Annotated in this window: 26 protein-coding genes; 2 read left to right on the forward strand and 24 right to left on the reverse strand. The window is 44.2% G+C overall.

What is annotated here, in order from left to right:
* Positions 1 to 62: 62 nt before the first annotated feature.
* Positions 63 to 1,037, forward strand: coding sequence for an SMI1/KNR4 family protein (locus AC6CIF_RS28370; protein ID WP_498202408.1), 975 nt, complete (start codon positions 63 to 65; stop codon positions 1,035 to 1,037).
* Positions 1,038 to 1,058: 21 nt separating this feature from the next.
* Positions 1,059 to 2,093, forward strand: coding sequence for a phosphotransferase family protein (locus tag AC6CIF_RS28375; protein WP_498202409.1), 1,035 nt, complete (start codon positions 1,059 to 1,061; stop codon positions 2,091 to 2,093).
* 127 nt (positions 2,094 to 2,220) lie between these two features.
* Here AC6CIF_RS28375 and AC6CIF_RS28380 read toward each other — a convergent pair whose 3' ends face one another.
* The 24 genes from AC6CIF_RS28380 to AC6CIF_RS28495 form a co-directional block, all read right to left on the reverse strand.
* The gene (locus tag AC6CIF_RS28380) at positions 2,221 to 3,474 is read right to left on the reverse strand and encodes an MFS transporter (protein ID WP_076215607.1); all 1,254 of its coding nucleotides are present in this window, start codon (positions 3,472 to 3,474) and stop codon (positions 2,221 to 2,223) included.
* Positions 3,452 to 4,054 (reverse strand): non-canonical purine NTP pyrophosphatase, encoded by a 603-nt coding sequence (locus AC6CIF_RS28385; protein WP_498202410.1) that lies wholly within the window; start codon positions 4,052 to 4,054, stop codon positions 3,452 to 3,454. Before AC6CIF_RS28385 ends, AC6CIF_RS28380 begins: the two co-directional genes overlap by 23 nt.
* Before the next feature lie 14 nt (positions 4,055 to 4,068).
* Complete coding sequence (locus tag AC6CIF_RS28390; protein WP_083657325.1) at positions 4,069 to 4,737, reverse strand: ribulose-phosphate 3-epimerase; 669 nt, start codon at positions 4,735 to 4,737, stop codon at positions 4,069 to 4,071.
* Entirely contained in the window at positions 4,734 to 5,618 is an 885-nt protein-coding gene (locus AC6CIF_RS28395) for a ribose-phosphate diphosphokinase (RefSeq protein WP_076215612.1), read from the reverse strand. The genes AC6CIF_RS28390 and AC6CIF_RS28395 overlap by 4 nt, the downstream gene beginning before the upstream one ends.
* Positions 5,611 to 6,117 (reverse strand): phosphoribosyltransferase, encoded by a 507-nt coding sequence (locus AC6CIF_RS28400; protein ID WP_076215614.1) that lies wholly within the window; start codon positions 6,115 to 6,117, stop codon positions 5,611 to 5,613. The genes AC6CIF_RS28395 and AC6CIF_RS28400 overlap by 8 nt, the downstream gene beginning before the upstream one ends.
* Complete coding sequence (gene aepX, locus AC6CIF_RS28405; protein ID WP_076215617.1) at positions 6,114 to 7,034, reverse strand: phosphoenolpyruvate mutase; 921 nt, start codon at positions 7,032 to 7,034, stop codon at positions 6,114 to 6,116. Before aepX ends, AC6CIF_RS28400 begins: the two co-directional genes overlap by 4 nt.
* Positions 7,035 to 7,050: 16 nt before the next feature.
* On the reverse strand, positions 7,051 to 8,076 hold the full coding sequence (locus tag AC6CIF_RS28410) for a type II glyceraldehyde-3-phosphate dehydrogenase (RefSeq protein ID WP_076215620.1): 1,026 nt from the start codon (positions 8,074 to 8,076) through the stop codon (positions 7,051 to 7,053).
* Between the two features lie 12 nt (positions 8,077 to 8,088).
* Positions 8,089 to 8,658 (reverse strand): hypothetical protein, encoded by a 570-nt coding sequence (locus tag AC6CIF_RS28415; RefSeq protein WP_498202411.1) that lies wholly within the window; start codon positions 8,656 to 8,658, stop codon positions 8,089 to 8,091.
* A complete protein-coding gene (locus tag AC6CIF_RS28420; protein ID WP_076215624.1) occupies positions 8,651 to 9,655 on the reverse strand; it encodes an isocitrate/isopropylmalate family dehydrogenase in 1,005 nt (334 codons plus the stop codon). Before AC6CIF_RS28420 ends, AC6CIF_RS28415 begins: the two co-directional genes overlap by 8 nt.
* Positions 9,648 to 10,145 (reverse strand): LeuD/DmdB family oxidoreductase small subunit, encoded by a 498-nt coding sequence (locus tag AC6CIF_RS28425; protein ID WP_498202412.1) that lies wholly within the window; start codon positions 10,143 to 10,145, stop codon positions 9,648 to 9,650. The genes AC6CIF_RS28420 and AC6CIF_RS28425 overlap by 8 nt, the downstream gene beginning before the upstream one ends.
* Positions 10,135 to 11,418, reverse strand: a complete 1,284-nt coding sequence (locus tag AC6CIF_RS28430) for a 3-isopropylmalate dehydratase large subunit (RefSeq protein ID WP_076215629.1) — start codon at positions 11,416 to 11,418, stop codon at positions 10,135 to 10,137. Before AC6CIF_RS28430 ends, AC6CIF_RS28425 begins: the two co-directional genes overlap by 11 nt.
* Before the next feature lie 14 nt (positions 11,419 to 11,432).
* A complete protein-coding gene (locus tag AC6CIF_RS28435) occupies positions 11,433 to 12,563 on the reverse strand; it encodes a homocitrate synthase family protein (protein ID WP_498202413.1) in 1,131 nt (376 codons plus the stop codon).
* A gap of 323 nt (positions 12,564 to 12,886) precedes the next feature.
* Positions 12,887 to 14,698, reverse strand: coding sequence for a S9 family peptidase (locus tag AC6CIF_RS28440; RefSeq protein WP_498202415.1), 1,812 nt, complete (start codon positions 14,696 to 14,698; stop codon positions 12,887 to 12,889).
* 124 nt (positions 14,699 to 14,822) lie between these two features.
* Positions 14,823 to 15,473 carry a 4'-phosphopantetheinyl transferase family protein gene (locus AC6CIF_RS28445; RefSeq protein ID WP_498202416.1) on the reverse strand — a complete coding sequence of 217 codons (651 nt, stop codon included), beginning with the start codon at positions 15,471 to 15,473 and terminating at the stop codon, positions 14,823 to 14,825.
* Positions 15,474 to 15,608: 135 nt separating this feature from the next.
* Positions 15,609 to 16,826 (reverse strand): M16 family metallopeptidase, encoded by a 1,218-nt coding sequence (locus tag AC6CIF_RS28450; RefSeq protein ID WP_498202417.1) that lies wholly within the window; start codon positions 16,824 to 16,826, stop codon positions 15,609 to 15,611.
* Positions 16,827 to 16,841: 15 nt separating this feature from the next.
* The gene (locus AC6CIF_RS28455) at positions 16,842 to 18,149 is read right to left on the reverse strand and encodes an insulinase family protein (RefSeq protein ID WP_498202418.1); all 1,308 of its coding nucleotides are present in this window, start codon (positions 18,147 to 18,149) and stop codon (positions 16,842 to 16,844) included.
* Positions 18,150 to 18,174: 25 nt separating this feature from the next.
* The gene (locus AC6CIF_RS28460; RefSeq protein ID WP_498202419.1) at positions 18,175 to 19,152 is read right to left on the reverse strand and encodes an LpxL/LpxP family acyltransferase; all 978 of its coding nucleotides are present in this window, start codon (positions 19,150 to 19,152) and stop codon (positions 18,175 to 18,177) included.
* Complete coding sequence (locus AC6CIF_RS28465) at positions 19,149 to 20,282, reverse strand: arginase family protein (RefSeq protein WP_498202420.1); 1,134 nt, start codon at positions 20,280 to 20,282, stop codon at positions 19,149 to 19,151. The genes AC6CIF_RS28460 and AC6CIF_RS28465 overlap by 4 nt, the downstream gene beginning before the upstream one ends.
* Before the next feature lie 33 nt (positions 20,283 to 20,315).
* Positions 20,316 to 21,695 carry an MATE family efflux transporter gene (locus AC6CIF_RS28470; RefSeq protein WP_498202421.1) on the reverse strand — a complete coding sequence of 460 codons (1,380 nt, stop codon included), beginning with the start codon at positions 21,693 to 21,695 and terminating at the stop codon, positions 20,316 to 20,318.
* Between the two features lie 19 nt (positions 21,696 to 21,714).
* On the reverse strand, positions 21,715 to 22,668 hold the full coding sequence (locus AC6CIF_RS28475; RefSeq protein WP_498202422.1) for a hypothetical protein: 954 nt from the start codon (positions 22,666 to 22,668) through the stop codon (positions 21,715 to 21,717).
* Entirely contained in the window at positions 22,661 to 23,818 is a 1,158-nt protein-coding gene (locus AC6CIF_RS28480; protein ID WP_498202423.1) for an acyl-CoA dehydrogenase family protein, read from the reverse strand. The genes AC6CIF_RS28475 and AC6CIF_RS28480 overlap by 8 nt, the downstream gene beginning before the upstream one ends.
* Positions 23,818 to 24,552: a hypothetical protein gene (locus AC6CIF_RS28485; RefSeq protein WP_498202424.1), complete on the reverse strand. Its 735-nt coding sequence runs from the start codon at positions 24,550 to 24,552 to the stop codon at positions 23,818 to 23,820. The genes AC6CIF_RS28480 and AC6CIF_RS28485 overlap by 1 nt, the downstream gene beginning before the upstream one ends.
* A 25-nt stretch (positions 24,553 to 24,577) precedes the next feature.
* Positions 24,578 to 25,525 carry a ketoacyl-ACP synthase III family protein gene (locus AC6CIF_RS28490; protein ID WP_498202425.1) on the reverse strand — a complete coding sequence of 316 codons (948 nt, stop codon included), beginning with the start codon at positions 25,523 to 25,525 and terminating at the stop codon, positions 24,578 to 24,580.
* A gap of 19 nt (positions 25,526 to 25,544) precedes the next feature.
* Positions 25,545 to 26,300, reverse strand: a complete 756-nt coding sequence (locus tag AC6CIF_RS28495) for a hypothetical protein (protein ID WP_143760384.1) — start codon at positions 26,298 to 26,300, stop codon at positions 25,545 to 25,547.
* Positions 26,301 to 26,349: the final 49 nt, after the last annotated feature.

The raw sequence follows: 26,349 nt of genomic DNA on the forward strand, positions 1-26,349 counted from the left end.
CTTAAACTCTGGAGATATAATGAAAGAGATTCATACCCCTCCTACGGAAGTGAGGCCTATTCATGGAAAGAGAACTGCTGGAACAAATCAACTTGTGGCATGAGCAGGACCAATTCAGTCTCATTATTGAACATATTGAACGAATCCCCGTCTCAGAGCGGGATTATGATCTGATTGGTCAACTCGCCAGAGCCTATAACAATGATGCACGTTACCGCGAAGCCATTAAACAACTGTTGTCTGTCGAGGAGCAAGGGGTAAACGACCCGCTCTGGCAATACCGTTTGGGTTATGCATACTGTCATATAGCGAGTTATGAACAGGCATTACTGGCTTTTGAGAGAGCTGATGAACTTCTGCCCCATGATGAATCTACCCTTGAATTCCTTCGCGAGATTCGTCCCGAAGCGGACAAGATGCGTCAAGATCGCCAGCGTCATGAAGAGGAGCTTGCCGCATTCGAGCAGAGCGGTACACAGAACCATCTAAGAGCCGCTTCAGGGACTTATGATCCCGCAATGTTCTGGGTACAGAGTGATTATGCGCAGGACAATCATGTATCAGAACCTTTTGATGAAGAAGAAATTGTGTCTATTGAGAAGGAATTGGGTTACAAACTGCCCGCTTCCTATATACAACTGATGAATACGCAAAACGGCGGTATCCCTGCGCTCACTGTATTTCCCACCAAAGAAGCGACTTCCTGGGCTGAGGATCACATTGCCATTTCAAGCATTATGGGAATTGGACACGATAAAATATACGCACTCGCTGGTGAGCTGGGAAGTCGGTTCATGATCGAGGATTGGGGATACCCCGACTTGGGGATTGTAATCTGTGATTGTCCATCCGCTGGTCATGATGTTGTTATGCTGGATTATCGCTTCTGCGGCCCTGAAGGTGAACCCTGTGTAGTTCATGTAGATCAGGAAAATGATTATGAGATTACATATCTTGCGCCGAATTTTGAAGCTTTCATCCGTGGATTGGTCGATGAGGATACGTATGACCTGTCTGACGAAGAGAATGAGGACTAATATCCAGGAGGGTCCGGCCATATGACAACACGTATATATTTTGGTTCCAATCAACTTGGCGAAGTGGCCGCAGTTTCATTGCAGGATGCGCTGAATGAGTTTGACCTGGGAACCCTTGAAGATTATCGACGAACAGATAAAGGGGTTATGGGTCAGACACTGCTCATTCGCTCTTCCCGTGGAGAATATATTCTGAAAGGCAATCCTTTATATGCAGGACAGTTACAGGAAGAAAAGTTCTTTGTAGAACAACTGGCAAAACATACGTCCATTCCTGTCCCTGATCCATATTTATTACATGAAGATACCCATCTGCTAGGCTGGAGTTATGCCATAATGCCCCGCCTGCCCGGGAATCACCTGTATGATCCAGCATTCCAGGCTTCACTGTCACAGCAAGATCAGGAAGAGATCGCCTGTATGTTTGCCCATACTCTGGCTGAATTGCACCGCTGGAAGGTGCCTGATGCCGGGGAATATGACCCTGTAGCGCAGCAGATTGTATCCTTTGCAGGCGATTATCTGGACTGGTTGTACGGAACCATTCGTCACTGGTTACATGATGCTGAACAGTACTCGGTGATTACGGATGAAGATGTTCAGTGGGTGGACGAGCAATTCAAGAATGCTGAACCGGCATTTCGGTCAAGGGCTGTTCCGTGTTTTGTTATGGGAGACTTCAAGGTCGAGAATATTCTGATTCAACATCTGGACGGTCGATCTTCAGGGTGGCAGATTAGTGGTCTGTTCGATTTTACAACGGCCTATTTCGGAGACGGAACAGCCGACCTAACCAAAATATCCACCAGGTATGTTCGTGAGGGGCAACCAGAACTGGCCGCACAGTTCCTTCGCTGCTACCGGGATCTGGTCTGTGCCGCAGATGAGGAGAAATGCCAACACTTCCGCACACGTCTCAGCATGCATCTGCTCTATCAACGTATCTTGTGGTGGGGGGAAGCCAAAGCGACAGGACAAGTGACATGGGCAGCCGACCTGCCTTTTGCAAAGTGGGCTCAGCAGTCCATTAATTCGATTGTCGCATTGCTGGATTAGTAGAGTGTCCGTAGGTTACAAAAAAAGGATCATGTACCCAAATGCCTTTTGGTGTACACGATCCTGATTTCCCATTCATGTATTTGACCTCCTGATATTTGCTACAACTAGAACTTATGTGAATACATCACTCTTTTTTAGCCGTATAAGCAGTTGAAACAGCAGAGGAATGATGTGAGAATGGATTGGATCTCATAAATATAAGCCATACAAGTGAAATGACAAGTAAAAGGCCTCCTGCAATAAAATAAACAATTGAAACCTCATACACACTCATAATTATATAGGATAGTAATGGTCCCAAAGCTGCGCCAACATCAACAAAAATAGTATATAATGTCATTGCCTTTACTCGATCTGTCTGTGCCGCTGCATTATTAGCAGCAAAGGTATCTGTGGCAGTTACCAATAAAGTAGAACTTATTTGGAAAATCAATAAAAACATAAGAAGAAGACCGATGGATTGGAGATTCCCTAAAACAATAAATAGACACCCCGCTAGAAATAAAGGAATCAGTAGCAAGGGATGTTTGGAACGACTGGAATCGATTTTCTTCCCGAAGAATGGTGCCACAAAAGGCTCCCATCCCCATCTTATCGCTTGAATCATCCCAGTAAGGGTTGCTGCCCCAATAACCAGTGTAAGGAAGCTCCAGTCACCTGCATAAATCCGTCCAATCAACGGGCTTAAAGTGGAAGAAAACAGGCCGAAAATAACCAAGCCTACACTTCCTCCAGTTATCAAGACGAGAACAAAATAAGGAGATCGTATGCGAGTACCTGTTAAATGAGCGTTAGCCTGTTCCTGATGGTTGTCCTGTTGAGGAATGAATAACCAGATAAATGGAAAAAAGCACAAACCAATGACTGAGAATAACGTAGTTACAAATAAAACGGATGTCTGGTCTACAAGTATCCCCCCACTTAACATACCTGCAAGAGAACCAAGCCCCCACAAACCATTATAAAGGCCGATATACTTGCCTCTGTTCGTATCATCCGTTATATTTACAATACTCAGGAAACCTCCAAGTCGAAGGAGTGACCATCCAACTCCCCAGCAAGCACGCATAATCAACAGGCTCCAAAACTCCTGTAGCAAGCCATAGGACGCTGTTGTAACTATAGCAATACCTAAAGCCAACAGCACTCCAGTCCTCAACTGAAAGTGCTTATAAAACAACCCAACAAGAGGATTAACGGGAAGTCGAATTAGACGGTTAATTGAAAGTAGAAGACCAATCTGCCATACAGCACTTAATCCAAATTCCTTCCAATAAATAGGAAGAACAACAAAGAGCATCGCATCTCCCAACACGGCGACTCCGGTCAGGATCGCAATTCCTCTTACTTTGTTACTAATATTCAGATTTGGCTGCATACGCATTCCCTTCTATCATTGCTTTTAGCTTCTCAATAGCCATTCGCCTGTGGTCATTTTGTTCAAATTCACCAGGTTCCATTTCGGCTATGGTTTTCCCGCTGGAGAGCTCGAAAATTTGAGAATATCCTGAATCTTTATCTCCTCTTTTTTCAGTTGTTATCTCTCCATGCAGTTTAGCCTCCACTACAACAGATTGACCGTTGGGAAAAATCGCCGCAATTGCACTTTGAAAATACGCCTCTCTATTGCTTTCATTATTCATTTTCGTTACGATTTGCTCCGCTCTGTCATCATCCGTACCTTCCATCCATCTTGCAGTTTTAACACCTGGAAAACCATTCAACGCATTCACAAAGAGCCCCGAGTCTTCACCAATAATGATTGATTCACCATCGTTAGGGATCGCTTGTACTTTCAATAAAGCATTGTCCTCACACGTATCCCCGGTTTCCTCAACATCACTAATATCCGTATGATGATAATTCTCTAAGGTGAATACTGGGAAATTTAATGATTTCAGCCCCTTACTTAACCACTGCTTTTTCGACTTGTTCCATGTTGCTAATACGATTTTCATTTCCCTTCTCCTTTTTAAGTTAAGGTCTTATGTAGATTTCTAGTTGTTTGTTTGAATTGTTTAACAGCCTCTTCTGTTCCGCCACTATGATGAAAAATACCTGTTCCAACTACAATCCCGTCGACCTGACTCTCGTAAATTACATGGAGATTATCCAACTTCACTCCACCATCCAGTATAATATCTTGGTTTAAATTCTGATGTTTAAGAATGTTTGCTAAATGTAATGCTTTTGTCAATGAAGGCTTTAATAATTTTTGACCAATAAAGCCTGGATTTACGCCCATAATAATAAATTGGTCCACTTCTCTAAGGAGTTCACTCAAATTATTTAGAGATATGCTAGGATTAATGGCGATACCGGCCTTTATTCCAGCACTCTTTATTTTATAAATAACTCTTAGAGGGTCATGGATGACCTCGGGGTGAATAGTAATTATGTCGGGTGCTAAACTAATAAAGAGATCTAAATGTTCAAACGGCTTATCACTCATTAGATGAATTTCACATTTCAGAGGGGTATAGTTTATAATTCTTTGAGTTGCTTCTATTCCGAAGGTGAAATTAGGAACAAGATGGCCGTCCATAATATCGATATGCAACCAGTCTGCTGCTGCTACAGCATCTAATTCGTCTTGAAGTTTTAGCGGGTTCGCACACATTATAGAAGGACCAATTTTCACAGCACATCACTTCTTTCAAGTGTTATAAATGAATAAATTAATTTTTCTATACTAACAGAACTCTGACAGGAAGGAATAGTATCTGTACAATAAATCTCTAAATCTGCATCCACTTTCTCTTGAATATAAGAAGAGTCTGCAAAGAAATGAGTGACACCATACTTAATACGAGAAGCACCATTGCTCATTAAATGCTGACATAAGGGAATGAGAGTTGAGCCAGAGGAACATAGATCGTCTATTATGATTGCTGTGGTTCCTTCTACCTCCACCTCGTTTTCATACCATGTCTCCCCATTCAGGTTCTTATATTTGTTTAAAGCAAGAAATGGAATATCTAGAATACCTGCAATTTTCTGAATACGATTTCGGCTTCCTTTATCCGGGCAAATCAAAATCGGTCGTTCGATCTCTATTCCACGAATCCAATCGACGAATAAATCGTCTGTACTTATATTTATAATTTCTACATGCGTTTCAACATTAATATTCGAATTATGAAGCTCAAAAGTGACCAATGTGTTTACTCCTAATAATTCCAATATCTTTACTACTATTTCCAAAGAGAAAGGCTCGCCCGGATGTGTTCTTCTGTCTTGTCTAGAGTAGGCCAGATAAGGAACAATGCAAGTTATAGTCCTTGCTCTATTAAACCTTAGAACATCAACCATCTGAAACAAGTGGCGAAGATTCTCATCTTGAGGTGGACTGGTATTTTGAATGATAATGACATCTTCATTTGTTATATCTTCTTCAAGTTTGATGCAGGATTCCCCATCAGGGAAAAAACGGATGCTGCTTTTTAATTGATGAATATTTGGATATTGGTTCAATTTATCTGCGAGATGAGTAGACGCCGGGCCTAGCCACACTTTAAACATGAGTCACACCTTCTCTCTCCCAAGGAAATTCCACCCAAACTAATTTATTGTTAATAGGATTAGGAGAAAACATGCGACTTATAATTCCGCTGTATTTATCTTGTTTAATTTGTTCGAAATCTGCAAACAATGACACAAACTGAACATTAATATTGTCCCCATACTTATTAATGATAAGGTTCTCAACTATAGAAAATCCATCGCCAAGTGCAACAATATCATCAACGATAAGCACATTGTAAACTTGCTTCAATTCAGGAAGAGCAGGCTCAGCAATCACTTTCATAGTTGAATCCAAATCAAAAGCATCCTCACTATTCGTTTTTCTCGCAACAACAACTCCAAAATTTTTGCAATTGAATCTGTGAGATAACGCTACAGCTAATGGCAATCCCCCTCTTGCAATCCCTATGATCAAATCCCATTCCGTATCACCCATCTTGTGACAAATACGATCCATGTCTTGTTCGAACGCATCCCAGTCATATTTTTTAATCATCTTGGTATTTCCACACCACTTTCCCTGTATTCTACAAGACGCCCTTCATACCATTGCTGAGTTTGATTTAAGTCATCTGTACCTATAAGGTTAAAAACCTTTTTCACTTCCGCCACTTCATCCTCGATGTACCTACTCGTACCCGATTCAATGATATTACTCAATACATTTTGTATAGAGCTCACGGAAGCCCTTAATGCCTGATTAGCATAAATCACCATACTGTAGTGATGCCGAACGAGTTCCTCTATCTCAACACTACAATAGGTAGTCGGTACAACGATTAGAGGAACGTTTCTGTTTTCTTGTTGCCATCGAGAAGAAAATGAGAAAACCTCTTCTGTATCCTTGGATTTGGAATGTACTAAAAGAGCGTCCGCCCCAGCATCTGTATACGATCTTGCCCTTCTCAACGCATCTTCCAAACCAGTTCCTGCAATAAACGATTCAAGTCGGGCAATGACCATAAAATCTTCTGTACGTTGTGTGCGTTTAGCAACCTCAATTTTGGTAGAAAACTCGTCAATATCCGCAAGATGTTGGCCGCCCGCTAAAAAACTGTTTCTCTTAGGGAAAAGCTTGTCTTCTATACAAACGGCAGCAATCCCTCTTCTCTCGTACTCGGTAATCATCCTTTTAACATTATTCACTTCACCAAAACCAGTATCACAATCAGCTATTACCGGTATACTGGTTGCTTTATCCATAACTTCAGCTGCCTCTAAAAATTCTGTCATATTAAGAATGCTCGCATCAGGTACGCCATGAGTTGCTGAAATTCCCAGTCCACTAGCCCAAATAGCATCAAAACCAACTTGTTCACCAATGATAGCGGACAAAGCATCATGAGCTCCGACAACTTTCACAATATTCCGGGAATACAAAGCGTCTCGCAATTTTTTTTGTTTATTGTACATATGAAGCACCTCTCCCTTATTTCACTTGGTAGGATTCCATTCCTTTATTAATGCCCAGGGCCTTATCTGTCTTATAGATGATTTCTTCTGCCATCAAATTTGAAAATTTCGCCCTAATGGAGTCGATCGTTTCCGGGACCACAATGGATTCCATATGAATAGAGGCCATAAAGTATAATTTCTGACCTACAACTTCAATAGAGTCTTCAAGTATAATTACAAATGGTCGATCCCCTCTCTTTCTATGAGAATAAGATTGTTCAATGCTCGAAGTACTCTGACTATATTTTTGAGGCAGCAGTTGAATTCTGGGATGCTCTGCAAATCTCTTTTTTACACCTTCTGAATGATATTCTCTATCGATATCAATAGAGAATATAAGAAGATGTCCATGCGTCATGGGTGCAGCAACCGCCTTCGTATATATCTCTATATCAGGAAGCAAGAGATTTACATCATTAGCATGGTGAGACTTGTCTGTAGTTATGGACAATCCATTAACTATCCCTTTTGAGCTTTTATCCGGATCTGTGCCGCATCTCACCAGGGTGACAAATACATGTTTTATATCAAACACTTGTAATAACGCATGTAAAATCCTCACTATACCTGTAGTGTTGCAGCTCGCAACTCTGATCAATGTTTCATTTTTAACATCAGTGGTGTTGATAAAAGAATTGTAGGTCACACCCAGCCTTTCACTCTCTCCTCCTTGAAGAATAACGGAAACGTTGTACTCGCGGTATAAAAGTAAGTTCTTCTCGGCTTGTCCTCTGGGTGTACAATCCACAATAATACTTACATTTTCTAAGAGATCTTTAATATCTCCCAGTGGTTCAATATCCACTTGAAGGAAATCATCATTTAAATTAATATCACTTAAATATATAGGAATGCCTTGAATTTGAGCAGTAAGAGCATTAGTATTTAATCTTCTAAACACGACACCTACCAGTTCCATGTCATCTTGAAGTCTGACAGCCTCCGCAACTCTTTTTCCAATCGTGCCATAACCAACAATCCCGACTTTAGTTTTTTTCATTATACTGTTGCCTCATTTACGATTAATTAATAAGTATTGATTATCAATAGCAATCCAGAAACTGACTGTATGATCAGAAAGGGTGGTAATCGTGCTTGTGAACAAAAAAATATAATTTGAAGTATAGCCATACTCGGAGTTATCCCTAAAAAACTCGAAGAATTTCGCAGTATCATCCAGACTAAAAGGTTCAGGTACGATAACTGAATTTAACTTTTCTTGAAACAAATCAACGATGTACTCCGCTGGCATATTCTTTTTGAAACTTACTACAACGTTCATAATATTCATTCTGGTGTGTGGAACAACACATGTATTTACACATATAACATGTCCTTTATGAATCACTTCGTGCACTTCCAAAAATTTCATGGCGTCGACTGGACCAACATTGGAGTTCAAATAGTCTCCTGCTGCAACACAAAGAGTACATACAGCTCCCTTTACATCATCAAATGTGTTAAAAAAGGTAGAGATAAAGCGGGTAATAACTGCATTTCTAAAGTCAGGGTCACGACTAAAATCAGAAAACATACCTTCCATATGCTGACCTGGAAGTCCAATCATATTCGACTCATGCATAAAGACTCATTTCCTTAATTTCTTTTTTGATTTCTTGTGCAAATTCCATTGTGGAAGCTTGTCCCCCACTATCAAATGTCGTGATGTTTTTTTTTGAAACATTTTCAATAGCTAGCCTTATCATTTTGGCTTCCTCATGCAGTTCAATTTCTTCTAACAAAAGAGCACTTGCAAGAATTAAACCTGTTGGATTGGCTATGTTCTTCCCCTTTAGTTCCGGTGCACTTCCATGTGCGGCTTCAACTAAAACAATATCACGATTAATACTTGCACTTGGTACTAATGCATGACTCCCCAACAACCCGGCTCCTAAACTCGAAAGTATATCTCCGAACGTATTTGTTGTCAGGATAACGTCATAATTTTCAGGATGCATCACCAAATCTGCTGTCAGACTGTCAATTAATTGATCCTCCGTCTGCAATAAAGAATACTGTTCCCCTATACGTTGTGCTGTTTCCAGAAACATGCCTTCCGTTTTTTTTAGATTATTTGCTTTATGAGCTATTGTTACTTTATTTCGCTTTTTTTCATAAGCTTTTTTAAATGCATAGGAGGCTATTCGCTTACAGCCAGCCGCAGTTGCAACTTTAACAGCATAGGCTGCATCACCTGCCTCCCATTCTATAGCACCATATAAATCTTCTGTATTTTCACGAATTAATAAAATATCAATCTCTCTATGATGAGAAACGATAGGTCTCATGCATACATACAAATCAAGTTCCCTGCGTATGACCCAATTTGCGCTTCTTTGCCCTTTCCCTGCATAGGTTGTGAACGGACCCTTGAGCGCAATACCTTTACTCTTAATTGCTCTCAAGGTCTCTTCCGGTACAATTTCATTATGCTTTTCATAATACTCCAGACCAGCGTGATGCTCCTCCCAGTTGAATGAGACCGTAGTTAACGCAGATAATATTTCAGTAGTAGCATTTATTAGTTCAGTTCCAATTCCGTCCCCTTTAATTAAAACCCCATCAATTGATCTATGCATAAAAGCCTCCATTTTTTTTGATGTAGTTTAATAGCCCTCCACTTTTTGAAATATCAAGAATCTCTCGAGGAAGCGCCGGGGTTTTTATATGTAAATATCGTTCCACAACAGTTAGCGTCCTGTTTTCAGGATCGTATACAATTTGATCATGTTCTCTGATTTTAGAAGTATCACAAGTAATGAGAAGCAATCCGATATTGATTGCGTTTCTGTAAAAGATCCTGGCAAATGACTTTGCAATCACAGCCGTAATCCCCGCATGTTTGATAATAATGGGAGCTTGTTCTCTGGAAGAGCCACAACCGAAATTTTCGCCAGCCACAATAAAATCTCCAGAAGTAATCTCATCATAGAAATGAGGTCTAATGTTTTCCATTATATGTTTCACAAGTACATCAGGATCAATGGATTCATGTTTATACTTTCCAGCAATAATATCATCGGTATTAATATGATCTCCAAACCAATGAGCCTTCCCTTTAAAATTCATAATAAGCCGCTGACTCCTTCCCAACATCCGAACTTGCTGTTAAATAGCCCTTAATGGCAGTAGCAGCCACAGTTTCCGGAGACCCTAAAATAATGAAAGAATTCGCATTCCCCATTCTCCCTTTAAAGTTACGATTGGCTGTCGAGAGTACATACTCCCCGTCTCCCGGCACACCTAAATGTGTACCTATACAGGCACCACATCCTGGAGGAGTGATAACCGCACCTGCTTCAATGAAAATTTCAATGTAGCCCAATTCAAGGGATTTTTTATAAACTTCTCTAGACCCTGGAGTGATATTGAGACGAATATCAGAATGTACCTTCTGCCCCTTCAATATATTGGCAGCTGCTTCCATATCAGATATTCGCCCATTCGTACAAGTTCCCAGAAAACATATATTAACCGGTTTACCTTCAACCTCTTTTAGAGGCACTATATTTTCCAGATTATGAGGAAGTGCAACCAATGGCTCCAAAGTAGACAGATCAATCGTGTGTTCTGCGACGTAATCTGCATCACTGTCAGACCAAATGCCACTTAATTGGTGGCCTAATCTTTTATGGAGATAATCTTGACACACTTCATCAAGAGGCATAATTGCACATTTGCCCCCCATCTCAATGGCCATATTACAAATTGTAAAACGATGATCCATATTTAAGCTCTGCAGCCCTTCACCTGCTATTTCCAAACACATATTTGTTGCCCCACTTACACCAATTAGTCTAACCAGCTCTAAAGCAAGGTCTTTGGCGCTTGCAGAATGAGGTAATATACCAATTAAATTGATTTTGATACTTTCAGGTACCCTTACCCAAGCTTGCCCTGTATACATCCCAACTGTTATGTCAGTTGAGCCCATTCCGGTTCCTAAACAATTTAGAGCCCCATAGGTTACGGTATGAGAATCAGACCCGATGACAAAGTCACCAGGCTTAACCCACCCTTGTTCTGGCAACAATACATGGGACACACCTTCGCCAGAATCAAACAACTTAATATCCGCTTCTGATGCAAAACTCCTCATAATCTGCTGCAAGTTAGCAGCTCCTTGGTTTGGTGCTGGGCCACAATGATCTATCACCATTACCACTTTTTCATTATCAAAAACTTTATTTGTATTAAATTCCTCTTTCAGCATTTTGATTGCCAAGGGTGCATTTCCATCCTGTGCCATTACCAAATCCAAATTGGCAATCACGATATCTCCCGCAGTCACATCCGTGTTCGATTTGTTTGATAAAATTTTCTCGATTACCGTTTTCCCCATCTTCAAGCCTCTCTTCACGTTAATCTGACTTGTTTGTACTCTTCATAGATTGAGATCACTTCTTCATCTGTTATTTCTTGCTTGGAAGTAACGGCTTTATATCTAACCTGTTCTACAACTTTCTCCAACTCATCTCTTTGGGCATTCACATTATGTTTATGGAGGATATAAAGAATTGCATTACTGCCACTATGTTTCCCTATTACAATTTTCCTCTCACCTCCGACTAATTCCGGTGGATAAGGCTCAAACGCTTCCGGGATTTTAAGAACACCGTCTACGTGAATGCCTGATTCATGTGCAAACATAGCATCCCCGGTGACAGCTTTATTTTTGGAAATAGGTCTTCCAGAAGCAACAGAAACATATTCACTGAGTTCCTTTAAAAGGGACAAATTCACATTTAAATCAATCTGATTATGTTTGATAAGTCCTAACAATACCTCGTCGATCGGAGCTAACCCTGCCCTTTCGCCTAAACCATTCACTGTAAAGTGAACATGGGTAGCACCGCCTTTGACTGCAGCAAGTGTATTCGCAGTAGCTAGTCCGAAGTCATTATGCATATGTGCCATAATAGGCAATCCAGACTCTATCGAAATTTTTCTAAACAGATCATGTGCCTTAAAGGGAGTTAATATTCCGATGGTGTCTGAGCATCTCATTCGGTCTGCTCCTGCCTCTTTGGCGGCCTTCGCATAATGAACCAAAAAATCTTCTTCGGCTCTGCCACTATCCTCTGCACTGACCGATACCCATGCTCCTTGGCTTTTAGCATACTGAACCAACTCTTGCATCGTTTCGACTACCCATTCTCTAGATTTCTCAAACTTGTTTTGTAAATGGTGGTCTGAAGCAGGGAGACCGATATGTACAGAATTCAATCCACATGCAAACGAAGCTTCCAAGTCAGACTTTCTTCCACGATTCCATCCTATCAAACGCGCAGAAATGCCTGCATTGAGAATGGCAGAAATAGCTTCTGTTTCTGGTCCTCCCATTGCAGGAGTTCCCACTTCAATCGCAGTAACACCAACAGAATCGAGATATTTTGCAATTTGAACTTTCTCTTCAAGATTGAAGGAAACCCCTGGGGATTGTTCACCTTCACGCAAAGTAGTATCTTCCAGCCATAATTCATTCATTTTCTCACTCCGTTCGTTTTATTCTATGTATATTACTTTTTATCCCAAAAAAGTAATATACATAGAATAAAACAGTTTCATCATCGTAGTGTTAAACAAACCTTCTCTTAATGTAAATAATTTACTTATTTTAAAATAAAAGTTCCCGTCAGCCATATTGCACAAATGATAAGACACGAAATCTAAAATGATGGGATGTTTGGGTAAGATATCCTCAAAAAATCGATTGTTTCCTTATTATTCTTTTAAGAATTAAAAAGGAGCCGTTATCATCTAACGACTCGGATACTTACTATACGTATATTAGAGCTATAAACTACCAATCAAACGTGCAAGGCCGGTTTCTCCTGATGTTTCTGCAAAAACTCCAGCATCCGGCGGTACACGAGAATCTCATTTGTCTTTCTGGAGAAGCCATGACCCTCATCATCCAGAACGATGTATTCCACATCAAGTCCCTTCGACTGGAGCGCAGCCACGATCTGATCGGATTCAGCCTTCACGACCCTTGGATCATTAGCACCCTGAATGACCAACATTGGGTTCACCATCTGATCGAGATACGTAATCGGTGAATCCTTCGTTAAGCGTTCGCGGTCACGGACCGGATCACCCAGCCAGTTATCCATCATCGGCTTCCAGTCTTCCGGTACGGATTCCAGGAATGTGAACAGGTTACTTGGCCCAAAAATATCGACCGCAGCCCGGAACAGCTCCGGATGGCGACCTGCCAATAACAGGGTCATATATCCCCCGTAACTTCCACCTACCACAAACAACCGCTCTGGCGATGTAATTCCCTGATCAAACAACCAGTTGATCCCGGCAACACAGTCCAGCCTTGGACCCTCACCCCAATCACGCTCAACCATCTTGACGAATTCCGCACCATATCCGGTACTGCCCCGGAAATTCGGTGCAAAGACATGATAGCCCTGAGCGAGCATCATCTGGAACATCGGCCGAAAAAACTTCGCTTCGGATGCTTGCGGCCCACCATGAGGCCAAAATACGGTGTAGCCATTGGCCTGCTCTGGCTTTGCTTTGAACAAGAGAGCTTCGATCTCCAGTCCGTCGTAGGAGTTATACCGAATTACGTCAGGGTACACGAGATCACTTGGGTCCAGTCCGGTTACCCGATTGGCAGTCAGCGGCTCCCAGGACTCAGCACCTGCTATTTTGCGATAAATGTTATGCGGTTGGATCGCTCCACGTCCGAGGATATACACATTGCCAGCCTTCGTAACGTTCACCTGCTCTATCGTATCCAGCGGCATCTCTATGCGCCGAGGCTCATCGGCATTTTTGCCCAATACGTACATACGATTCTCCGGCCCTGTAAGTGTCCAGAAATATAACGTCTCGGAAGCCTGATGCCAGCGGATAAACTCCACATCTTCCCCTTCGATTTTGCACAATAAGCGGAATTCGCGGGTATCAATACGGTATTCAGCCACATAGGCGTATGCGGAGTCATCATTGGTAATGAACAGAAGGCGATTATCATCTGCAAAAATCAGATCGGAAACCTGACTATGACGTTCTGAAGCTGGCAGAATCACCATTTCTTCATTGTTACGATGCAGATGCGCCGTCTGATACGTATTGGAGTACATTTTTAAAATAACATAACTCTTCTCGTCAGGACTTACAGCAACCAGGCTGCTCGTAACCTCTTCTCCACTGTATAACAGTTCATCTTCCCCTGTCTCCAGATCGATGCGGCGTGAATTCAGATAATTCGGATTACCCGCGCTGGTAACATAATAGAGACGCTGTCCATCCTCGGACAACTCAGCGAAATAACAGCGATCATTCGGTTCCGCCGGAACCACAGGCAGTGGAACACCACCCTCGGGTGGGAGTGCATATAGATGATAGTTCTCATCTCCATCCCGATCAAACGCGGTAAGAAGATGACGCCCCTGCGGGTCTGCTTTGATAAATTGACTGCTCTGATTCAAGTACGTTAAAGGATACGGGTATCCTCCAGGCAAATCCATCGCCCAAATATTCGGCTGACCGTTCAGATTGCTGTCCATGAACAAACGTTTCTCGTCGGCCGATACGGCAAAATGCGAAATACGGTACGTCTGAAAATATTGCTCGACATCCGGTTTAGGGAACTGAATCATGACAAACCTCCTTGGAATTGAACCAATGAATTTAACATTGGTAAATTAAGGTACCATTTGTCCATATTATAGGTAATGCCAATGTTTAGACAATAGATATGTGAGTTATAATTTAAAATTATCCTTAGCTTTGTTTATCATCAGCAACATTCATCCAGCGTACAAGTGGTCTTGTCTTCCCTGTAGTGCATAAGGTGGCGGAGTAATTCGGACCTACGTTCAAAGACTGCAAATTATAATGTTGCCCTTCCCGTTCCACAACGTGATGCCCATCTAACCCTTCTCCCATCGTATTCAGTTTTCGCCACTGTCCGGACAGAGATTGACCACACGCCTTAATCCAAGCCTCTTTTTGTGTGAGGACTTGCCAAACACGCCGGATCGTTACCTGTTCTTCCTCCCTGTGATTCAGTACATAACACTTCTCATCTTCCGTCAAAAATCGCCTGATCACCGCGCTCATCCGCAGCAACGGACGTACATACTCAAGATCAATTCCCAGCTCTGTATGAGCCGCTAATGCCAGTACACAACATCCTTCGGTATGAGAAAGGTTAAACTGCGGTCCACACCGAACATAGGGTTTGCCTGAAGCTCCATATTCAATATAAATATCTGACGCTGATTGACCCGTGTACATTGCCAGTACTTCTCTCAGAAATGTACGCGACATAACCAGATTCTGAGCATCATGCATGGATTGTTTCTGTTTTCTCTGTACACGTTCAATTTCATCCTCGCTCAGTACACAGGTGTCTATATCCAACCTAGACAAAAAAACCTCTCCCTTGTGCGGAAGAGGCTGCGCCCAGATATGTACTTCATTTGCCACAAAATGAACCTCAGCGGATCCCTTCCATCCTGTAAATGCAGGTATCACAAGGCCACCCCCTCTCCCTACTCTTCTTGCTCAACGAACAACGGACATCCTCAGATGACTCGGTTTCGCTATACGTTTTAGGTGGATTCCGATCTCCTCATCCGTCAGTTTCATAGCACATTCGCTCATTTGCATGTAATCCAGCCCGATAACGCCATATTCAGAGATGTGCATGCAACGTTTTTTCAATGAATCCATATCTGCATAGTGGTTACTGATCCACTTCATCCGAGCAAAGTGTATATCTTCGGAAGAGAGCATACGGTCCTGAATGCGACTGCATTCTTCCTTAACTCGTTGATGTAATTCAACGGGATCAACGGAATACCCACAGACATTGGAGAAAGCAAATTCCTGCCTGTAATAGTGATCCCAATGACTCCCCTTCCCGAGCAAACCTGACTTCACACTCTCTGTAAAGAATGTTGAAGTCTCTCCTAGAAGAGCTTCAATACCAATCATGGTTGCAACCTGAGTCTCCAATTGCGTAACCGACCTCTCTTCCTGAAAACCAAACCGGACAAGAGATATCGAAGATCCACCATTCATTTCCTTATAAGTCTCGTCCTGTTCCTGCAACGGCTGAATGAATGGAGTAGGGGACATGATCTTGGGTTGATCCATCGAAAAGTTCTCTAACCATTCGAATATCTCCGTCGGTTCAACAGGTCCCACTACTGCCACAGACATTCGAGAAGCCGCATAATGACTTGTATAGGCATTGCTCAGCAATTCTACGGTAATGTCGGCAATACTCTCCGGTGTGCCCGCAACATCCTGTGTGATTGGATGGTCGTTACCATACATCATCTGCAACAATTGCTGAAGAGCCAGCCAGGAGGGTTGATCCTTGTACATTTCCAGTTCCTGATGAATCGCCGCCCGCTCACGCTCAATGTTTCCTTTCGTGAAATAGGGGGTTGCAATCATATTCATAAAAAGTTGAAGGCTGTTCCTTAGATTGCCTGTACAAGCAAGTTGGTACGTCGTTACATCATAACGCGTCAGCGCCGACGTTGAGGCCCCTTCGGCATGAAGAAGTGATTTGACGGACTGACCATCGGGATTATAAAACATCATGTGTTCGAGGAAATGTGCCGTACCCGCAAGCGTAATATCGTGAATGGACCCATAGGGTACAGAACAGGATACAAATGTATGACTATATTTGGGTTGTGGCAGTATACTCACGTTCAGGCCGTTGGATAAACGCTTGCAGACACATGAATTTAATGTGGTACTACTCATGATTTCCCTCCTGTACTATGCGGAATATTCACTCTCAGGGTACAGAATCCATGTGACTTCTTTCCTCAACCCGGTAGCAACGGAAGCCACCCTTTCAGGCGTTACTTCTGCTATTTCTTCAAGGAATTGTACAGTCGTCATCTGACTTTCGCTCAACACCTGATCCATATGATTAGTAATGACCTGATGTGGCAGATCGAATCCGACCTGAACATAATGCATCACATTTTGCACAGCGGTAAATAACTCCCTCTCGGATACATCTCCGTCACAGATTCTCTTCCATTCCATATCGATCCCTTCGAGAACAGCCGTCACATTAGCACTGCTGGTGCCCGTTGTAATGTGAAGCATTTCCCGAAAATCATCCAATGTGCTGGTAACTTGATATACCAACTGGGAACGTTCACGTAATTCGACCTGCAACCGGGACGCGGGTGTCGCCCCAAATAAGGTATGGAATACAAACAAAGCCGGATATAAAGCAGAGCCATATCGAATACCTGTACTATAAGTCACATTGATCTTGCACTGTTGAATGTCCAACAGTTCCATCATCATGGCTTCAGCCTCCCGCTGCTGGGCAGGATTACCTTGTCTCCCCTCTACTTCCGAACAACATCGTTTGAACACTTCCCTGTTCCCACATTCAAATTGTTCCCAGATCAGATCCATAATTCGCCCAGGATGAATATCACCAAGAACATGAACATGGATCGGAATGTGGATCAATGCCTGATAGTGCCGACACAACTCATGAGATATGACACAATGCCGTAATTCATCCAGAGCCAATTGACGGTTCTGCCCTTCATACCCCATCCATTCCAGACAACGGCTCTGCACCACCTTGTCCCAATCTGTTCCATCATGCGCGAAATGATGTTCAGTCCAAGCCATTTCATCCTGTACCTGCATCTCATCGAACATGCCATGATCATCAACCGCCGGGTCATACAACAAGCCTGCGAGTAATTGCAAAGCGCTATGTATGGCTTCCATCTGCGTTCCAGTTATTAACTTATCTTGTGTTATACGAGGTATGCGCATCGTGATCGAGGCAATCTGAGTATCGCCTTTGTAATCAAAACGACAGGTCAGTTCTGCACCATACAGGGACCATAACTGTTGCTGGATTAGCCGGTTCGATGGAAAGCGACGACAGCTGTTCATTAACAAACGGACGATCATGACAAATATTGCTGAGGGTATGGTTTGCTGTGCATTGATCAGATTAATCTGCACGTAATCATTGGCATATTGTTGAGTTGGCAGCACATGCACCGATAGATTGTTACGCCTCTCCGTAGTAAAAGACTGCATCTTTCGCCCCTCCTCTCACTTCCATCTACGAACTGATGTTATAGACTGCTCCACTGTCCGTGTTTAGACCGAGCTGTCCAAAACCATCAAGTGGCTTGGAAATCCAGTCCACACGGCTGATTGCTTCATCAGTAATTGACGTTTCATCATCTCGCCAGTGAATGACCTGCTGGTGATGCCTGTCCCAGAAACGCCACAATGCTGGCTGGCTTAACAGTTGCTCGCGAAATGGCTCGTATATCCTATCAGCAGAAGCCTGAATATCCTGATCCAATACAACCGGTGGCAGAAAAACGATCTTGGAACGAAAGTCCTCTGTAAGGGTCATAAAGTATACACATACTGGCTTTTGTGTTTTGGCCAAAATACGAAAAATACCACTTCGAGTGCGAATTTTCGAACTTAGAAAAGGTAGTTCAACAGCATGGTTATCCGTATTGAATCCGGTCTGTCCATCTACAAAAAGACTGAATGATCCACCTTTCCGCAAATGGGAATACAGCCTGATGCCAATCATCTCATCCTCCGCATTGAGCAGTTCCGCACCTGCATACTTACGGATGGCCTCCCAACCGGACAGCTTCTTCTCCTGTTCCACTGTTTCCTGCTCGGCGATCAGATAGAATGGAAGCTTGGCAGACATATGGCCTGCACGTATTTCCTGTCCAATCGTAATCATATTGTGCCTCACAAAACCATAATGCCAGGTTAATAATGCCCCACCTTCACGCAACGTTGCCTGCAGATGTTCCCGCCCCTCTACCTCATCCCACTCCATAAACGAATAGGGGCTTTTCTTGTGCTCATTAATTGTACGAAGAAATGCGAGATAGTCCATCCAGATGGACTCAGCAGACTGTTTCGGCTTAAGCGGAGCCATCTCCTTGATAATGTTCATCAGTGCATAAAAGGACCCCAAATGAATGCCATCCTGCCGCTCCTTATGAAGTTCATCTCTGACCTGTTCACGGTACATATCATACAAAGATCTAAAGTTCATCATCTACGTGTCCCCTCCAAGGCTTGAGAAACTCTTAGAGCATCCTTTCCATGTCGCAGGTAATTTCGATGCATGCCATCCATCATATACGTAAGCATTCTGAGGGCCATCTCATATTGCCCCGGAATGCGTTCATCCGATTCTGCTTCCTGCCCTTCCACCATATCAAAGCCCACGTAGGGCAAGGAGGATTCCAGCGCTGCGACCACACAGTTTCGGGTGTTAAACCATGAGGGGCCTCCACTGATAGGAAAATCAACATAAGGAAAACTCCCAGGATCAAGACAATCTAAGTCAAACGATAAATAGGCCGCCTCCGCCTGAAACTTGTGCTGTATATCAAGCAGGGTTGTCCGCACTCGTTCCGGGGTCATCTGTTCTGCAGGAATCTGAACCAATTTGGGATGGTTGTACATCTGATCTACAGAACGAAGGCCGCGCAGACCAATCTGAACGACTGCGGCGATACCGTCCTCTGTCAGTAGATGCCTCACAAAATTGGCATGATGCATCTCATTCTGATGAATAGCATCCACCCCGCAATCATGGTGAGCATCAAACTGGACGAGTATGATTCTTGCATTGGATCGACTCAATATGGATTTCAGGATGGAATACGTAATGGAATGATCCCCACCAATGCAGCACAGCAGCGCCTCTTCCCTTTCCGTATATACCAGAGCTGAGTTAAGACCCTTCGAGTAGGAAGAATCCGTATCATCTGTTTGGCAAGTACCCAAGTCCTGCATCATTACTGATTCAAGCAATCTCTGGCCACTGCCAATGTCATATAGTCCTGATATGCGGGATTGCGTCAGAGCTGGATACATTACCTTTTTCCATGATTCGGCCCGAAGAGATTGCTCAAATCCCGCGACTTTTGATCCCTCCATACCTGAACCTCCCGAATAGGGAATACCCAGCATATAGAGATGCGGTGAATCTTGACCTACAAGAGGTTTCAGTGAGAAATAAGGCTCATCTGGAGGGTCAATGCCATCTAGCTGGGGGATCGGACGTGTCTCCAATTCTTCAGCGGGTTCAATCTGATAGAACTGGCTGAACGTCTCATCGGCTGCAATCAACGTATCGCCGATGCGGCGTACCAGGTATACAGGTTCCGGAGCTTTCATAATGAGACCTCCTCTATTTGATATAGGTTATATCTAGGTCGAATAACTCTGAGCAGCTAGACCCTCCTGCTCATCCGCGTCAGTTGGTTTATGCCCGGATGAATCTGTATAGTCCTTTTTGAACAGCCTGATCACGGGTAAGATGCATAATAAACTCGCTGCATTAACAAAAGCAATGACGCCATAGAAGTATCCCACATGATCAAAGATTCGTGTCAGTCCCCACCCTGCAACAATAATAAGCAGAAAATATGCAGCATTCATAAGCAGGGCCTGATAGCCGCGTCCGCTCTGTTCCATGGTAAGCAGCGTTGTCATCATAGGACCCATGGTGAGATAGGAAAGGGAAACCACTGCCAGATATCGGGCCGCTTCTGCACGGGATACGGGATCCGCAATCAGAAAAGCTGTCAACGGTTCCCGCCATACCCAGATGGATACAGCAATTATGGCATAAAGAATGAATGACTGTACCAGGCCTCTGCGATAGCTCTCGTATGCACGTGGTCGATGAGCCTCTTTGAGGTTATGATTAATCATGATCCCGATAGCCGATCCAATAACGATTCCGGGCAGTATAGCCATCGTCTGAATTCGGTATCCAACTCCGAATCCAGCAACTACCCCTTCCCCAAATCGACTGACAATTTTGTTGAAAAAGAAAGTACTCAAAAAGATAAGACAGTACGAAATAAATACGGGAATGCCTACCTGCTGAAGTGCAATGAGATGTTTCCACACCAATGTTATCCGTTCATACACAAATTCCTTCCTCAATATCAGAATCAGAAGGCTTATGAGCAAAGAGAGTGTTGAAGAAATAAGATTGGCGTATACAATTCCTCTCAATTCCATTCCAGCCACCGAAACGAACCAGTACACCAGCATAATGTTGAGCGATGCCGTACCTACGGAATTCCACGCTGCCGCTTGAGCCCGGCCCAACCCACGCAATGCGGCACCACCCACCGCTGCGAGCACAGCGGGCACACCTGCTGCCATCATGCCCGCCACATAAATGGTAAACATGGGCCTTACATCCATAGGGACGGCATAAAACCAGGAGAGAAGTGGCGACACCAGCATAACCACACCGCCAGCAACAATTGAAAAAATAGCTGCGCTGCCAAGCATATGCCCCAGTAGCGAGGTAAAAGCCCTCGAACCCTCCGCCCTGCTCCGTGAGACAGCAACCTGAACCGACAATTGCATGGCTTCCACGAGCGCAATCATGATAAAGGAAATGGGAATATACAGTGATAGCACATATAATACGGTCTGACTGGTATGACCCATAAAAAAAACATTGACCAGCTGCGTTGTTACGTTAACCATAGAAGCAAGCAGCATCGGTATTGCAGTGCGGATTAACAGCCGGTTCACCGATCCCGAAGTGTAATCCAGACCTTTCAAATTCAATCCCCTCCTCTATTCATGATGTCTTCACTTCCTGATGTAGTGTGAGACGACTCAGGACAGGCATATGTATTACATGTACACAACAGGCTGATAACAGCCGTTCGCCGTCCCAGGATATCAATAGAACACGATCATCTACCTTTATGTTTCCGTTCTGTAATTGTTCAGCGAGCTGTATCCACACGTCGCCACTTTGGTAATCGATAGTTTCAGGTACGTGGTAGACTGACTTGATCAAGGACATGCCTGGCTTCAAATAAGAGATTATGTGTCTACGTAGACGGGATTGAAGAAGAATATTCTCCGTCTGACCAGCATCCATGAACTCATCTATAATGGATATAATCTCTGAAGCCATAACACTCCCTTCGATATCGTCAACCGTTCTCTTTCCTATATAATTCACGGCAAGAGCACCGGACTGTCTGTTTAACTCCAAGGCAACAGCCATATCAGACAGATCTCCGGGAGAATCATGCTCTTCAATCACACGTTGTTCCGCCAAAACAAACATCCCCCGTTCCTCTCTCCCTAGTGTCCATGCTGCAGCCTGCATTCCTTCCGTAGCAGCGAGTGGTCCCATATGGGAAAGTGCCAGTGGATAGTCCACCTTCCAGGAGGTAGACTCCAGAATTCGGGCCAAAGGTGGATTCATGGCGTAACGTTCAGGATAGGTCTGGGCCAGAATCAGCAGATCCCAGCGCTCACTTGTATCAGAAGCCAAAGGTTCCATGACAAATAGCGCAAGATCACCGGCAGTTACCCGTTGATCATCGGATCGCAAAGAGCGGGTTCGCACAGTAGACCTGTCATAATAGTTCTCTTCCATATATATGTGTGGGGATAAGTAATAGTAATCTTCCACATCGAGCATGTCCGTGGTATACAAGTGATCTTCGGCCGTAACCCAACAGATATGATTAACATAGACAGACATCGCACGAGGGTTATTCAGCGTATCAGGCATGCTTCATTTTTCCATTGGCATAGGCTTGGAAAACGTTGATCTTCTGAATGGAGGTAGTTCCTTCCATGAATTCGAAGGCACGCGCATCCCGATACCATTTATTCAATAAAGGATGGTCAATCATGGAACCAGGTCCCATCAGGTCAAGCGCCAGTTCCGTGGCCTCCTCAGCCAGTGCTCCAGCACGAATTTTGCTCAGGGAAGCCAGATACCCTTTCTGCACATCCGCATCAATCTCCGCCGCTGCGCTGCGAATCATACTACGGAGTGAATGCAGGCGCATCTCCAGTCGCTCTAACTCCACCTTCTCCCTCTCCGAGAAAACAGACCTCTGCTCCTTCACATAATCATATGCTGCCCGTGCGACTCCAAGCGCAAGTGCAGCGACACCTGGCCGCATACGATGAAAGGTCTGAAGCGCGCCCCATAATCCACGCTTGGTTGGACTGAGATGACGCCCGATAATATCTTCCTCTGCCAGCGGAAAACCATCCAACGTGAGGTGACTCAATTGCACACCTCTAACCCCCATCGTATCCAGAGGTATGGCTCTGAATCCTTGCACAGACGTATCTACCAGCGCGATCTGGATGCCGAGAGGTGTACGATTGGTCTGAGCAAATACCAATCCGATGCTGGCACGACTACCATTACCGATATAGAACTTCTGTCCGTCAAGGTTCAGTCTGCCTTCCTTGTTCCGCGAAATTCGTGTGCCAATACCCGTAGCATCCGAGCCCTTTTCCGGTTCAGTAAGAGCGAAGAATGACCATGCGGGTCCCTTGAGAAAATGAGAATAGTACCGCTCCTTCTGTTGTGAGTCAGCCAGAGCTGATATGATTACACTGGACATCGATGGACCCGGACTCCCGAGAAATACACCGGCGTCACCTGCTGACAGTTCCTCAATCGCGATAACTCTTTCCAGACAGGAAAGACCATAATATCGTTCCTGACCTACAGTGACGATCGGTTCACCGCCATATTCCGGCGGAATCATCATGCGATTGATGGTTCGCAGAGATGCCAGATGTGTGAACTCAGCTATACGCTCAGGTTCACGGTCAATGACCAGGCCAATATCACGTAATTCCGTGGCATATTGTTTCATTTCCTGCTCAAAAACAGCAATGGTAGATCGTGTAATCATCAGAAGGCCTCCTTCGGAATGAGCAGCATATTTTTGACCATTTGACCTGCATACACGTAAGCCGAGATCGCATGTCGCAAATAGCCAAATCCTCCTCCAAGACGCTGCAATTGACGGAAGGCCTCGTCCAGTTCTTGATGGACCCATGCGCTTGTGCGAGCCTCCGAAATGCCTGACTGCTCTAATACGAATTCATCCGATTGAATAGTCTCAGCCATATATAGTACAGTCAAAACATCTGCAATCATGCCCTTGACCAGTTGATGCTGAAGTGTGGATTGCCCCCCTGAGTTGCGACTGGATAGATGATTACGCACTTGCTCCAATCCTGCGCTGCACAGTTCAGTACGGAAATAAAGCAACCGTTTTCGGAGATCAGCTATATCACCTGTGACATCATCTTGTTTTTCAAAAAATGCCACATCTTCATTCCGAAGTTCCGATATTCGGTAGAGTAAAAGACCTGAAGGCTCCAACATCCGATCTTCCACCCGATCCGCACGTACCTGTTTCCATTCGTAGATATGGCCTGTCTCTGCATGACATATCCATGGCCCACTTTTCACGAGTTCAGGTGTCACCAGTATTATCCCCCCTTGGCATAACAACACGGGACGTGTATCCAAACGCAACACTGCTGCTTCCAGCAGATCTGTTACAGTGGGTACCGGACGACCTGCGGCCTCTGTACCAACCGGCACAGTACCTACCTCATCAGAATTCAAGACTGACATATGCACTCCTCCTATTGACTGATGATCAACAATCTCCATGCTCAATTAACGCAAAACCAAAAAAACTGCCCAGCCCAATGCTGACCAGTACGGACCTCTCCCCCTTATGCACCCATTCATTCTCTAGCCCGGAGCTTAGATTGATGAACGCATCCGTGGAGAAGGTATGTCCAATCCGCGGGATATTATCCAGGTAAATTTGTTTTTGATCCACGCCTGTACGCTTTGAAAACTCCTTCCACGTAGTCCAATTGACGTTGTGGGGAAAGATATGATCTACATCATGAAGTGTCAGGCCCTCTGCTGACAGCAGCTCTTCCATGCCTCGAATGATATGATCCACATACAACTTGTTAAATGACGTCATCTCTTCCACTTCGGCATAATATCCGGTATGGAACCTCGTATCCCGAAGAACATGAGCAGCCTGTAAGACGTGCTGACCATGGTTTCTGGATAGAAGCATGGCAACAGCCGAGTCACCCAGAATCGTAGACTTTCGAATATATCTCCAGTCGGGTGGCATGAAATTAAACTGATCGGCACATACCAATAAAACATTACGAATATCAGGCTGTGTACGGGAGATTCGTTCAAGCCATTGAAGAGCGGCTATCGAGGACGCACAGTTCATCTGTGAAATACTATAAAAGGGGATATGCTCGAGCCCATATTCACTCAGAGCCCGCTGCAAGGGCCTATAATCCCCTGGTGCTTGTACATGTGCTGAATGGGCATAGAGCACAAGGTCAATGGCAGGCAAGGGTTGTCTGTCAACAAGCTGTCCAATAGCGCGAACGATAGAATGATCCAGATGCTGACCCGGAGGGGTAACGGGAACACCGTTCAGACGATGATATTTGCGCAGTAATTGAAGCTCTCCTTTACCCAGTCCCAAGGATTCGAGGATAACCTCAGGCTCTTCGATCTGATCAGGCAAATATACACCGATATCCACTATACCCAGCCCCATCACGTTCCCCTCCTCCTGATTACAGCTCTTCGTATCCACCTGCATGAATGAGAAGTGCATAGATAAACTTGTCATCTGGCTCCAGGTGCATCAGACATATGTATTCATCTGTGCACCGATCTTCAAGAAGTTGCTTCAGACCAAAGAATGGTGCAGCGCTCCAGTGAGCAGGATCGTAACTCCCTTGCCAGCCTGTAGCATGAAACCATTCGGTACCGGACACTTCCTGCTCCAACAGCGGATGGACAAGAAGACTGATCTGAGCCAGATTAACGGATACCTGAACGCAAAGCCTGTCCAGCAGCAATTCTGCTGTCTCGGCAATCGAACTCTCGGCATATTGTATTTCCACACCGACAAGGGATGAACCGCCTTCTGCCAACCGATCCAGAACCAGAACAGCTCCCGTGTCGGGTTCTACAATCTCGCCCACTCCTTCCGTCTCGTAGGGAAGAGACGTCTGATCAAGCACAAGCAACATTCCCCGATCGTAGTTGCCGCTGTTCAGATAATGCTGGAGCATATGAAGTGCCGCGAACGGTGCCCCGAACCCCATATCGTTCACGGCAAAACTCAGGAACCGTGCCTGATAACGGTCCATCAGATAGTTGACAATGGAGATATCTGGACGAATATTGGGAAAATGATAGGCCAGCAGGAGAACATCCACGTCTCCCATGATCTGATCCAGCCCCGACTCTTCGAGCAGTAGTACACTCATATCATGATAGGCATTGTTATAACGACCCTCCAGCAGATGAAACCGGGGTACCACGGGGGACCCCGCCAACAAATCACTGTGAAATCTTAACAACTCCGGATGT

The organism is Paenibacillus sp. GQ49, from assembly GCF_059759055.1.

What these genes read in the sequence shown, in the direction of transcription:
- AC6CIF_RS28370 (WP_498202408.1), top strand. Translation starts at nt 63, where the DNA reads ATGGAAAGAGAACTGCTGGAACAAATCAACTTGTGGCATGAGCAGGAC.
- AC6CIF_RS28375 (WP_498202409.1), top strand. Translation starts at nt 1,059, where the DNA reads ATGACAACACGTATATATTTTGGTTCCAATCAACTTGGCGAAGTGGCC.
- AC6CIF_RS28380 (WP_076215607.1), bottom strand. Translation starts at nt 3,474, where the DNA reads ATGCAGCCAAATCTGAATATTAGTAACAAAGTAAGAGGAATTGCGATC.
- AC6CIF_RS28385 (WP_498202410.1), bottom strand. Translation starts at nt 4,054, where the DNA reads ATGAAAATCGTATTAGCAACATGGAACAAGTCGAAAAAGCAGTGGTTA.
- AC6CIF_RS28395 (WP_076215612.1), bottom strand. Translation starts at nt 5,618, where the DNA reads ATGTTTAAAGTGTGGCTAGGCCCGGCGTCTACTCATCTCGCAGATAAA.
- AC6CIF_RS28400 (WP_076215614.1), bottom strand. Translation starts at nt 6,117, where the DNA reads ATGATTAAAAAATATGACTGGGATGCGTTCGAACAAGACATGGATCGT.
- aepX (WP_076215617.1), bottom strand. Translation starts at nt 7,034, where the DNA reads ATGTACAATAAACAAAAAAAATTGCGAGACGCTTTGTATTCCCGGAAT.
- AC6CIF_RS28410 (WP_076215620.1), bottom strand. Translation starts at nt 8,076, where the DNA reads ATGAAAAAAACTAAAGTCGGGATTGTTGGTTATGGCACGATTGGAAAA.
- AC6CIF_RS28415 (WP_498202411.1), bottom strand. Translation starts at nt 8,658, where the DNA reads ATGCATGAGTCGAATATGATTGGACTTCCAGGTCAGCATATGGAAGGT.
- AC6CIF_RS28420 (WP_076215624.1), bottom strand. Translation starts at nt 9,655, where the DNA reads ATGCATAGATCAATTGATGGGGTTTTAATTAAAGGGGACGGAATTGGA.
- AC6CIF_RS28425 (WP_498202412.1), bottom strand. Translation starts at nt 10,145, where the DNA reads ATGAATTTTAAAGGGAAGGCTCATTGGTTTGGAGATCATATTAATACC.
- AC6CIF_RS28430 (WP_076215629.1), bottom strand. Translation starts at nt 11,418, where the DNA reads ATGGGGAAAACGGTAATCGAGAAAATTTTATCAAACAAATCGAACACG.
- AC6CIF_RS28435 (WP_498202413.1), bottom strand. Translation starts at nt 12,563, where the DNA reads ATGAATGAATTATGGCTGGAAGATACTACTTTGCGTGAAGGTGAACAA.
- AC6CIF_RS28440 (WP_498202415.1), bottom strand. Translation starts at nt 14,698, where the DNA reads ATGATTCAGTTCCCTAAACCGGATGTCGAGCAATATTTTCAGACGTAC.
- AC6CIF_RS28450 (WP_498202417.1), bottom strand. Translation starts at nt 16,826, where the DNA reads ATGAGTAGTACCACATTAAATTCATGTGTCTGCAAGCGTTTATCCAAC.
- AC6CIF_RS28455 (WP_498202418.1), bottom strand. Translation starts at nt 18,149, where the DNA reads ATGCAGTCTTTTACTACGGAGAGGCGTAACAATCTATCGGTGCATGTG.
- AC6CIF_RS28460 (WP_498202419.1), bottom strand. Translation starts at nt 19,152, where the DNA reads ATGATGAACTTTAGATCTTTGTATGATATGTACCGTGAACAGGTCAGA.
- AC6CIF_RS28465 (WP_498202420.1), bottom strand. Translation starts at nt 20,282, where the DNA reads ATGAAAGCTCCGGAACCTGTATACCTGGTACGCCGCATCGGCGATACG.
- AC6CIF_RS28475 (WP_498202422.1), bottom strand. Translation starts at nt 22,668, where the DNA reads ATGCCTGATACGCTGAATAACCCTCGTGCGATGTCTGTCTATGTTAAT.
- AC6CIF_RS28480 (WP_498202423.1), bottom strand. Translation starts at nt 23,818, where the DNA reads ATGATTACACGATCTACCATTGCTGTTTTTGAGCAGGAAATGAAACAA.
- AC6CIF_RS28485 (WP_498202424.1), bottom strand. Translation starts at nt 24,552, where the DNA reads ATGTCAGTCTTGAATTCTGATGAGGTAGGTACTGTGCCGGTTGGTACA.
- AC6CIF_RS28490 (WP_498202425.1), bottom strand. Translation starts at nt 25,525, where the DNA reads ATGGGGCTGGGTATAGTGGATATCGGTGTATATTTGCCTGATCAGATC.